The sequence below is a fragment of the Acidovorax sp. JHL-9 genome, from assembly GCF_000426205.1.
GTDB classification, from domain to species: domain Bacteria; phylum Pseudomonadota; class Gammaproteobacteria; order Burkholderiales; family Burkholderiaceae_C; genus Acidovorax; species Acidovorax soli.
In genome coordinates this window covers 33917-43858 of the sequence record NZ_AUEX01000033.1, presented here as the reverse complement: position 1 = coordinate 43858, position 9942 = coordinate 33917, and the positions used below count along the sequence as shown (strand labels likewise).

Below are 9942 nucleotides of genomic sequence, written 5' to 3'. Positions count from 1 at the left end.
AGCGCAAGATGAGCAACTTCAATGTTCGGCATCGCGGCGCAGCGCTCCATTTGCGGCATCAGCCAGTGCCGGTGCTTCGTATCTGAACAGTATTTCCGCTAACCCGCATGAACACTGAGCTTTCGGGGTGAATGCCGATGGTGTGGTTTGCAGGGTTCAGGTCGAATTGATATCAATTCCTTGCAAACTGCATCGAGGTGTTGATGGGTCCGAAGCCAGCCGACGAACGCGCCGATCACGACTTGTTCCGCAGCGAGCTGCTGAACCTGATCAACCAGCGTCACGAGCTGGTTCGCTTGGCGGCACTGATCGACTGGCAGGCGTTTGAAGCCGAATGGAGTCCGGAGTTCGTCTCAACCACGGGCCGGCCGGCTCTGCCCACGCGGCTGATGGCCGCTCTGCTGTACCTCAAGCACGTGTACGCACTCAGCGACGAGGACGTGTGTGAGGGCTGGCGAGAAAACCCGTACTGGCAGCACTTCAGTGGTGAGCGGTACTTCCAGCACGAGCTGCCCTGCGATCCCTCCAGCTTGGTGCGCTGGCGCCAGCGCATTGGCGAGGCCGGCTGCGAGTGGCTGCTGGCCCATTCCATCGAAGCTGCACGCAAGGGCGGAGTGATCAAGCGCCAGAGCCTGGAGCATGTGGTGCTGGACACCACGGTGCAGCCCAAGGCCATCGCCCACCCGACCGACAGCCGGCTGCTCAACCGCGCGCGTGAGCAACTCGTCGAGGCTGCGCAAGACGCTGGGATCGACCTGCGCCAGAGCTACGCCCGGGTCGGCAAGGCTGCCGAGCACCAGGCCGGCCGCTACGCCCATGCCAAGCAGTACCGGCGCATGCAGCGCGAGATCAGGAAGCTGAGGACTTGGCTGGGCCGGGTCATCCGCGACGTGCAACGCAAGGCCGGTGAGATCGGAGCTGGGCTGAAGGCCAAACTCGACATCGCCACTCGACTGCACGCGCAAAAGCGCGGCGACAAGAACAAGCTGTATGCGCTGCACGCGCCCGAGGCAGAGTGCATCGCCAAGGGCAAAGCCAGAACGCCCTACGAGTTCGGCGTGAAAGTGTCCATCGCAGTGACGGCCAAAGAGGGCCTGGTGGTGGGCATGCGCTCCATGCCCGGCAACCCGTATGACGGCCACACGGTGGACAGCCAGCTCGAGCTGGTCGAGATCCTCACCGGCCACACACCCAAGATCGCGCTGGCCGACCGTGGCTACCGCGGTGTCGAGCCCGCGTGTTGGGCGCGACTGCTGATCAGTCATACGCGCAAGTTGCCCAAGCGGCTGAAGAAGCTGCTCAAGCGGCGTCAGGTGGTCGAGCCCATGATCGGACACATGAAGGCCGACGGCCTACTGGGCAAGAACTGGCTCAAGGGCGCGGGTGGCGACGCGCTGCACGCTCTGCTGTGCGGCGCCGGGCACAACTTGCGGATGATCCTGCGGCACCTGCGGGTGCTTTATTGCGCCTTGCTCGGACTGATCGCCATGACCGCCACGCTGGCCTTGCCGGCACCCACGTCAACATCGCCGCTCACCGCCTTGACTTCGCGCCGCTCCGCGCTGGCTCGCGGCTAAAACGAGTTGTTCAGGGCCGACTGGGTAGGAGTGGTCGGCAACGGGGCAAGTTAGCGATCGCGGTCGAGTGCCATCAAAGAATTGACCGACCTCTACCCGTGCTGGCCTGCACGCCCACAGTGTCTTCCATCATCCAGGGTGACCCGCCAGGGTCATGACAGTTAGCCCGATTCAACTGCGCCAGGTGCCCAGAAGGTCGGCAATTTCAACGAGCGCTGGGAAGCCCAGGTCCTGACGGACAAGCGTGCGGCGGTGCTCGATGCGTGCAAGCACTGCGGCAATGTCGAGTTCGCCCGTTTGGGGCCCGCTGGAGGAGCAGATCGAAGCACTGCGTGCCGCGAAAGTGGGCGGATGAAACGAGAGGTTAATGGCATCTCAAGACTCGGCGGTGAAGCCCACGCGTCTGACAACTTCCCACCACTTTTCATGTTGTTTTCGCAGGCTGGACGCCATGGCCTGCGGCGTTAAGCTGTGTGCTACCAAGCCCAGGGAGGCAAGAGCCTCCGCAACCGCCTTGCGATTGACGGCTTCGGCAACCATTTGATGAAGGCGTGAAACGGTTTGGGGCGAAACGCCTGATGGAGCAAAAAAGCCGAGCCACTGATCGCCAGCGGGGTAGTCTGCACCGAACTTTTGCTCTGCAAATGTGGGAGTGTCGGGCGTGAAGGGTGTTCGCTGCGGCCCAGAGGTTGCGATGATGCGCAATTTCCCCGCCTTTTGGAAAGACAAGAACGTCCCCGTAGGCGCAGCCATGCATGCAATCTGCCCACCGATCAGATCGGTAACTCCAGGCGCGGCGCCACGATAAGCCACGTGCCTGAGATAGACGCCAGCCTCCTTGGCTACCAGCGCCCCCAAGAGATGCAATGGTGTACCGGTACCGGGAGATCCGAAACTTGCGTGTTCAGGGTGCTCCTTGGCCCAGGCCAGGAAATCCCGGAGCCCACGCACGGAAGGCGGTACCAAGGGACCCAGCGCAAGGGCGTCAGTCGTAGTGGCTACGGTGGCTACGGGAGCCAGATCCGCGAACGGATCGTAGTCCAACTTGCTGTAGACGAAAGGGTACAAGGACAGCACGGCGTCTGGTGTGAACAACAAGGTGCTGCCATCGTCGACGGCTGCCTTGACGGCGGACACAGCTATCCGCCCACCCGCTCCGACACGGTTGTCAACGATCACGTTAACCCCGGGTTCCGTCACCGCCAATCCTTCTGCCACCCGGCGTGCAACCGCATCGACGACTCCTCCGGGTGGGAAGCCGTTGATGATCTTGAGTAATTTTGGTACCGGTTGGGCTTTGACGCTTCTTACAGTGCCGAGCGATAAGGTGGCAAATCCCGCGGCTTTCATCCACTCACGGCGTTTGATCATGGTGCCCCCCCTCTGCTCAAGACTGCGCGGTAAAACCAATTTTCTCAGCGACTGCTTGCCAGCGTTTGATGTCGTTTTTCAATCGATCGGACAAGCCTTCAGGCGAACTCCAACCAGCCTCCATGCCCATCATGGCGTAGGCCTTGACCAGTTCCGGGTTTGCAACAGCCGACTTCATGGCAGCGCTGGCTTGCTGGACCGCTTGCGCGGGCGTGCCTGCGGGCATGAATACCCCGAACCACTCGGTCATCTCACTCAAGGCGATGTGGAGCTCCTTGAAGGTCGGGACGTTGGTCAGGAAACGAGAGCGGTTGGCGCCAGTCACGCCCAGCACCCGGATCTTGCCGGTCTTCATGTGAGGGAGGAACTCACCCAAGGGCGCGGCCACCGCCGGGATGTGCCCCCCCAACAGGTCCACAATCGCAGGCTGGGAACCGCGGAAGCCTGTCTGCACCATTTTCACGCCCAAAAGCCGCCCGAGCAGCTCGCCCAAGAAATGCGGTCCAGAGCCGGTGGCACCATGGCCAAACGTGGCAGAATCAGGGTTACTCTTGATCCAGGCCAAGTAGTCGTTGAGGCTACCAACCGATTCCGGGACAGCGGGCCCGATCGCAAACCCAACCTCGCTTGTCGAAACCATACCGACCGGCACAAAGTCCTTGACCGGGTCATATCCCAGATCTTTGTACGTGTGAGGGTATAGCGTCATCATGGATGCAGGCGTCAGCAGAAGTGTCGCGCCGTTTGGTGCCGCGGCCTTAACATGCTGGATCGCAATTCGACCACCCGCCCCCGTGCGGTTGTCGACGAGCACACTGGAAGCATAGGCACCGCGCATTCCCTCAGACAACCGGCGGGCAGCCATATCGGTCGCTCCGCCTGCGGCGAGTCCAATCACGATCGTGGCCACGCCAGGGCCGGATTGCGCCAAGCTCATGCCCGGAAGGCCCCCGATTCCAAGGGAGCCCAAAGTGCTCAGGGCTGCTCGTCGGGTCAGAATATGTTTCATAATCTTTCCCCTTACATTTTCACTATTGCTCATTGATACTTGTCACTGGGCAGGGCTACGAACTGTTTATTAGGGCGAAGGCGGCGTATTTTTCGTCAAGCCGAATCAGGTTGAGCAGCTGGCGCGGCGCGCCGAAATGCGTCCAACTCGCCGCAGGCCGCGTCCACTGCGCGGATCAGGGGGTAGGGCGTCAGGTCCACCTGGAAGCGGCGGGCGCTTTCCACCTGCGGCACCAGGTAGCAGTCGGCCAGCGTGGGTGTGTCGCCAAAGCTGTAGCGGCCGCGCTTCGGGTCGACCGCCAGCAGTGCTTCGTAGGCATCGAAACCGGCGCTGATCCAGGTGCCACACCAGGCGTTGATGGCGGCCTCGTCGGCGCCGAACGTCTTGCGCAGGTACTCCAGAATGCGGCGGTTGTTGATGGGGTGGATGTCGCAGCCCACGATGGCGGCCAGCGCGCGCACCCGTTGGCGGCCGTCGGCGTCGGCCGGCAGCAGCGCGGGCGTGGGGTACTGTTCCTCCAGCCATTCGATGATGGCCGGCGACTGGATCAGCACTTGCGCGCCCGTGTCCAGCGCGGGCACCAACTGCTGTGGGTTCAGCGCCTTGAAGGCGTCCTTTAGGTGCTCTTCCTTGCCCAGGTGCACGGCCAGGTACTCGTAGGGCACGCCCTTGAGGTTGAGCGCGATGCGCAGCCGGTGTGACGTGCCGCTGCGCCAGAAGTTGTACAGCTTCATCGCGTGCAGGCTCACTCGGCCGGGCCGACGGTCAGGCTGATCTCGGCAATGCCTTCCACACGGCCGATGATCTTGTCACCCGCCACCACGGCGCCCACGCCTTCGGGCGTGCCGGTGTAAATCAGGTCGCCGGGTTGCAAGTGGTAGTAGGTGGAGAGGTCGGCAATGATCTCGCGGACGTTCCAGATCAGCTTGTCCACGTTGGACGACTGTTTGGTCTGGCCGTTGACTTCCAGGGCGATCGCGCCCTGCTCCACCACCACGCCTTGCATCGGCACGATCTCGGAGCAGACCGAGCCTTCCTCGATGTCCTTGCCGGTGTCCCAGGGGCGGCCCTTGTCGCGTGCCACCAGTTGCAGGTCGCGCCGGGTCATGTCCAGGCCGGCGGCGTAGCCGTAAATCAACTCGTGCGCCTGGTCTTCGCTGACGCGGAAGCCGGGCTTGCCGATCGCCAGCACCAGCTCCATCTCGTAGTGGTAGTTGCTGGTGCGCGGCGGGTAGGCCACGGTCGCACCACTTTCCACCAGGGTTTGTGGCGATTTGGTGAAGTAGAACGCTTGTTCGACGCTTTTGTCGACCGGACGGCCCATTTCCACCGCGTGGGCGTGGTAGTTGCGGCCGACGCAGAAGATGCGGTTGATGGGGAAGCGCTCGGTCTTGCCACGAACGGGCAGAGACTGGACGGGAGGCGGGTTCCAGAGGTAGTTGCTCACTTGCTTTCCTGTTGTGTGGTGCTTCGCGGCGGCTCAGCCGCGGTTTTCAAAGACGCCCAGCTTGCGGTGCAGGGGCGATTCGTCGGCCATGAAGATGAAGGACGGCTGGTCGGCTGAGAGGTTTTTCAGCGTCACCTCGGTGTAGCCGGGGGCGCAGCAGGTATCGGCTTCCCTCAGGGCGAAGGTGGACTCGGCGATGCGCGCCTCGCTGCGGCCTTCGATCTGGTGGAACACCACGGCGGGCGAACGCACGGGCAGGCGCAGGGTCTGGCCGGGCTTGAGCATCAGGGCGTAGAAGCCCAGGATGTTCTCGGCGTCGTCACCCGTTTCGGGGTTGACGTAGGTGACCTGCACGCATTCCTGCTCAGGCTGGTCGGCCGCCAGCGACAGCAGGGCGGCACGGGTGTCGGCCCAAGGGTAGCGCAAGAGAGGATAGCGCTTGTCGCTGCGCTGGAACACGGGGGTTGGCACCACGCCCGCACGGGTCCAGGCGCAGTCGCCCCGGCCGGGGTCGACCTGCTGGCGCTCGCCGTCGATGTGGTAGCTGGCCTCCATGTAGTACACCAGCGGCAGGTCCAGCACATCGAGCCACACCACGGGCTCGTTGCCGTCGTGGCCGTGCTCGTGCCACAGGCCGGTGGGCGTGAGGATGAGGTCACCCCGGCTCATGGGGCACTTCTCGCCATCCACGGTGGTGTAGGCGCCCTCGCCCTCCACGATCATGCGCACCGCGTTGGGGGTGTGGCGGTGGCTGGGCGCCCACTCGCCGGGCAGCAGCAACTGCATGCCCAGGTATATGGCGGCGCTGGCTTGCATCTTCTCCAGGCCGTGGCCGGGGTTGGCCAGCACCAGCACGCGGCGCTCGGCCTTCTCAATGGGGGTCAGCTCACCGGCCTTGAGCAGCAGCGGCTTGAGCGTCTGGTAGGACCAGTAAGTCGGCTGCGTCTGGCGGGTCGGGACATTGGGCGGCAGCACCGCGCGTAGGCTGGGCCATAGCGGCACCAGGTTAAGTTGTTTGAGTTCGTCTCGGTAGTCCTGCGGCAGGTCTTCCAGTCGGCCAAGTTCGTGACTCATGGTGATACGCTCCTCTTCATCAAGCATGTGGATAGGGGAAGCCGATATCCCTCACGCTTCGATCAGACCAAAGCAAGTATCGGCAATTTCTGAATCCGACCGCAGTCGGAAAAAGGGGCTCGTAATCTGTGTGCATCGAAATTTGATCGAGGCCGCTGCCCACGGCTGCCCCGCGGCATGGCTGGCCGCTCATGGAGGCTGGCCATGCTTTATTTATTTCTCTAAAAAAATCAGATCAAACCTTCAGCCGACAATGTGGCCCGGACTGCTGGACGTTCAGCCACGCGGTTGAGGTAGCCTTGCAGGCCGGGCCAAGGCGAAAGGTCCACATTCACGTAAGCCCCCCAGCCAAGCACAGTAAACAAGTAGGCGTCCACCACGGAAAAGTCGTTCCCCATGGCCCAAACCTTGTCACCGAGCATCTGCTCGGTATGGGCAAGACGGCTTTCCAATTGGGCCTTGATGACTGGCTTGGCATCCTGTGGAAACACCGGGCTGAACAGCGCTCCGAAGCTTTTATGCAATTCGGTGGAGATGAAATTCAGCCATTCCATCAGTCGGTAACGCTCCAGCGAGCCAGCTGCCGGTGCCAGGCATTTTTCTGGCACACGGTCAGCGAGGTATTGAACGATGGCCGGCCCTTCGGTGAGCACCTGCCCATCATCCATTTGCAAAGCGGGGACACTGCCCACGGGATTGACGGTCTTGTAATCAACACCAGTCTCAGTCACCTTGGTGCCGAGATCAACCTTTTCTAGCTGAAAGTCAAATCCACCTTCACGAAGGATGATGTGAGGCGACAATGAACATGCGCCGGGGCTGTAATAAAGCTTCATGAGACTCCTTAAAATCAAGGCGTGGTTGAAAAATCAGAAAAATCGATGCACTGAGAATTTATGGTTGCGTTTCCTTTTGCAACCTGCTCTCAAGCATGAAAAGGCGGTCATTTCCCCACCACATTTGATCATCCCAAAACACGGTGGGAACCCCGAAAACCTTTCGGTCAATGGCCGCCTGCGTCTCTTCGTCGTATGCCTTGGCGGCATTTTCGCTGTTCAAAAAATCTTCAAATTCACCGAGATCCCAGTTTAGCTTGTCGCATACCTCAGCCAGCAAGCTATCAGCATCCAGTGCCCACCCTTTCCCCCAAGCCGAATCGAAAACAAGGCGAACATATTCAGCGGCTCGCTCCCTGGCTGCCGGGTAATACAGTCCGGCATTCACCCGGCGGCTGTTGAAGTTAGGGGGGAAAACCAACGGAATCCTATAGAGATCGGCCCATCGCTGCAAATCCACCTTTAAGTAGTCAAGCTTGACCTTGAGGTCCCGATTGGATGGCCCGATGTTGCCAATGGCCGTTTTTGCTCGCGCCAAATCAATGGCGTGATACTGGATGGAGAATCCATAACGCCCGGCGAGCACCGACAAACGGTGGTTGGCCAGATACGAAAATGGGCTCAAAAAATCGAAATAAAAATCGACCATCACGATCATGCACTCCCAACAAAGAGAAGATGGCAATAGTGTGAGATTGCTTCAGGGCGATCGGTGCACCCTGCGCTTGTGGCGCTTCCACTCTGTACTGGCATATTTTTAACTCGCCGACTGCACTAATCCAGAAAACCTCCAGATCAGCAGGTTGTGCTGATCGGAGATGTCTGACTCAGGGCCTGGACTTACTTCTTTTTCGAGTTGGTTGCCGTTTTGGTTTTCCTCAATTCCTTGGCATACTTGGTATGCAGTGCGGCCCAGGCCTTGCCTGATTTTCGGGCACCTGCAAGGTATTCGTCGGGAACCAGCGTATAGGGTGGCCGGCACGGCCCCGCCTTGAGCCAGCCGGCCTCGTCCATTCGTGCTTTTTCGAGGCCAATGTTGTATTTTGAGAATTCCGAGAAATCGCCGCGTGGAAACAGTGTGGCATCGGCTGCGCGCATGTCATCTGAAATAGCCTTGGCCTTGGCCCAATCACCTGTATTTTTGGCCTTTACCACCTCATCGCGCAGCACAAGGGCGGTCGCTGGGCCGCACATGGAACCGCTAGACCAGAAAGCAGTCATGCGCTCGGGATTGATCCGGGCCGCAGCGTAGTAGTCATCCTCATGCGGAAGGAAGCGAATATTTGGGGCCAATTTCAGATCCAAGTCCAGCATCCCGATGCCCAAGTACTTGGCTGTGACAACCTGCGGGATTTTGGACATTTCGGCCCAAAACGGGCGAGGAAAATCAAATTTGAAAGCCTCCGGGTTGGCGTAGACAGCGATGGCTGCATCTGGCACTGCTTCCGCCACATCGCGATAAAATTGCACGGCAGTAGGCAGATCCATCTTCACCCACATCGGCACGCCGAGCATTGTTCCTTGGGCGCCAATGTCGATCAATTCGCGGGTCTGGCGTATGACTTCACGGGTATTCAAGGCCGTTGTGCCGCAGAAGTAGGGCACTCGACCGCGCGCGGTTTCCACGACCGTTGAAACAAAATCCCGCTTCTCCTCCCACGTCAGCGTCGCGCATTCGCCAAAGGTGCCGTGGCTCAGAATGCCATTGACGCCGGCCGCAATCAACTCCTCGACAATCCGGGCCGTCTCGTCGAGATCGACCGTGTGCGTGCTGCGCCAGTCCGAGGCATCCGGCGTGGACGGGGTCGGCATGATGACCCATGCGCCTTGAATATCCGCGGCAGTCAGGCGCACCGCTTTGTTCGTCTTTCTTGTCATTAAAATTTCCCTTGAAAATGGTGATGCAAACAGAATTTGGGAATCAATGTGGACCGATCAGAATCTCCGGCCAATCGCAATCGAGGTTAGCAGCGGATTCAACGTTACGCGGGCTGTAGCAACTTGAGGCCCAAGAAACCCCGATGCATCTGTTTTCAGATAAAGTTTTCGGATATCAAAGCTGACGAACCAGTCGCGGTTGATGTTCGCTTCTGCACCGATGTGGAGCACAGGTGCCCACGCATGATCTGCATCGAATGAGGTCAGATTGGCATCTTTGCTTTTCAGAATTCGGGTGTAGTTGATCCCCGCCCCCACGTACGGGCGAATCAATCCCATCTGCGGCAGGTTGTAGGTCGCCGACAAAACCGCAGGAGCATATTGAACACGACCGAGCAAAATCGGAGGCAGCGTGCCTGCGCCTGTCACTTTTGTGGTGGGTGGAATGCCAAAAATTAATCGCGCGTTCCAGTTATCGTTAATGATGTAGCCGAAGTCAAATGTCAAAGCGTTGTTGTCACTAGCGTCAGCGCTTCCACCCGGAACCCTTGTTCCGTCAATCGAAACTTTGGCGCTCGCATCGAAGGCTACGTTGGTGGCGCCGATGCGATATGACCAACGGGAATCCTCGGCATATGCGGTGCTGAGCATCAGCATCCCAAGTCCTGCGAGGGAAATGGCTTCTTTGATCATCATTGTCTCCTTTTTTTTATATGGAACTGAATGGGGAAAACAGATGCGATCGATTTC

The 9942-nt window shown here is 59.8% G+C and carries 10 protein-coding genes; 1 reads left to right on the top strand and 9 read right to left on the bottom strand.

The window, feature by feature from the left end:
• Positions 1-203: 203 nt before the first annotated feature.
• Positions 204-1577, top strand: a complete 1374-nt coding sequence (locus tag K225_RS21100) for an IS5 family transposase (RefSeq protein WP_048805410.1) — start codon at positions 204-206, stop codon at positions 1575-1577.
• Positions 1578-1952: 375 nt separating this feature from the next.
• Here K225_RS21100 and K225_RS0117020 read toward each other — a convergent pair whose 3' ends face one another.
• The 9 genes from K225_RS0117020 to K225_RS0116980 all read right to left on the bottom strand — a co-directional run bounded on the left by K225_RS0117020 (position 1953) and on the right by K225_RS0116980 (position 9885).
• Entirely contained in the window at positions 1953-2948 is a 996-nt protein-coding gene (locus K225_RS0117020; RefSeq protein WP_026437511.1) for a tripartite tricarboxylate transporter substrate-binding protein, read from the bottom strand.
• Between the two features lie 16 nt (positions 2949-2964).
• Positions 2965-3858: a Bug family tripartite tricarboxylate transporter substrate binding protein gene (locus K225_RS0117015; RefSeq protein WP_161125183.1), complete on the bottom strand. Its 894-nt coding sequence runs from the start codon at positions 3856-3858 to the stop codon at positions 2965-2967.
• A 194-nt stretch (positions 3859-4052) separates the two neighbouring features.
• On the bottom strand, positions 4053-4691 hold the full coding sequence (gene maiA / locus K225_RS0117010) for a maleylacetoacetate isomerase (protein WP_026437509.1): 639 nt from the start codon (positions 4689-4691) through the stop codon (positions 4053-4055).
• An 11-nt stretch (positions 4692-4702) separates the two neighbouring features.
• Positions 4703-5404 (bottom strand): fumarylacetoacetate hydrolase family protein, encoded by a 702-nt coding sequence (locus K225_RS0117005; RefSeq protein WP_026437508.1) that lies wholly within the window; start codon positions 5402-5404, stop codon positions 4703-4705.
• Positions 5405-5437: 33 nt separating this feature from the next.
• Positions 5438-6478: a cupin domain-containing protein gene (locus tag K225_RS0117000; RefSeq protein WP_228771123.1), complete on the bottom strand. Its 1041-nt coding sequence runs from the start codon at positions 6476-6478 to the stop codon at positions 5438-5440.
• 230 nt (positions 6479-6708) lie between these two features.
• Complete coding sequence (gene gstA, locus K225_RS0116995) at positions 6709-7314, bottom strand: glutathione transferase GstA (protein WP_026437506.1); 606 nt, start codon at positions 7312-7314, stop codon at positions 6709-6711.
• 58 nt (positions 7315-7372) lie between these two features.
• A complete protein-coding gene (locus K225_RS0116990; protein WP_032489823.1) occupies positions 7373-7972 on the bottom strand; it encodes a 2-hydroxychromene-2-carboxylate isomerase in 600 nt (199 codons plus the stop codon).
• 182 nt (positions 7973-8154) lie between these two features.
• Positions 8155-9192 (bottom strand): dihydrodipicolinate synthase family protein, encoded by a 1038-nt coding sequence (locus K225_RS0116985; RefSeq protein WP_026437504.1) that lies wholly within the window; start codon positions 9190-9192, stop codon positions 8155-8157.
• Between the two features lie 57 nt (positions 9193-9249).
• Entirely contained in the window at positions 9250-9885 is a 636-nt protein-coding gene (locus tag K225_RS0116980) for an OmpW family protein (protein ID WP_026437503.1), read from the bottom strand.
• Positions 9886-9942 lie beyond the last annotated feature (57 nt).

Excerpts from the sequence above, each read along its gene's own strand:
- K225_RS21100 (WP_048805410.1), top strand. The coding sequence starts at position 204 with ATGGGTCCGAAGCCAGCCGACGAACGCGCCGATCACGACTTGTTCCGC.
- K225_RS0117020 (WP_026437511.1), bottom strand. The coding sequence starts at position 2,948 with ATGATCAAACGCCGTGAGTGGATGAAAGCCGCGGGATTTGCCACCTTA.
- maiA (WP_026437509.1), bottom strand. The coding sequence starts at position 4,691 with ATGAAGCTGTACAACTTCTGGCGCAGCGGCACGTCACACCGGCTGCGC.
- K225_RS0117000 (WP_228771123.1), bottom strand. The coding sequence starts at position 6,478 with ATGAGTCACGAACTTGGCCGACTGGAAGACCTGCCGCAGGACTACCGA.
- gstA (WP_026437506.1), bottom strand. The coding sequence starts at position 7,314 with ATGAAGCTTTATTACAGCCCCGGCGCATGTTCATTGTCGCCTCACATC.
- K225_RS0116990 (WP_032489823.1), bottom strand. The coding sequence starts at position 7,972 with ATGATCGTGATGGTCGATTTTTATTTCGATTTTTTGAGCCCATTTTCG.
- K225_RS0116985 (WP_026437504.1), bottom strand. The coding sequence starts at position 9,192 with ATGACAAGAAAGACGAACAAAGCGGTGCGCCTGACTGCCGCGGATATT.
- K225_RS0116980 (WP_026437503.1), bottom strand. The coding sequence starts at position 9,885 with ATGATCAAAGAAGCCATTTCCCTCGCAGGACTTGGGATGCTGATGCTC.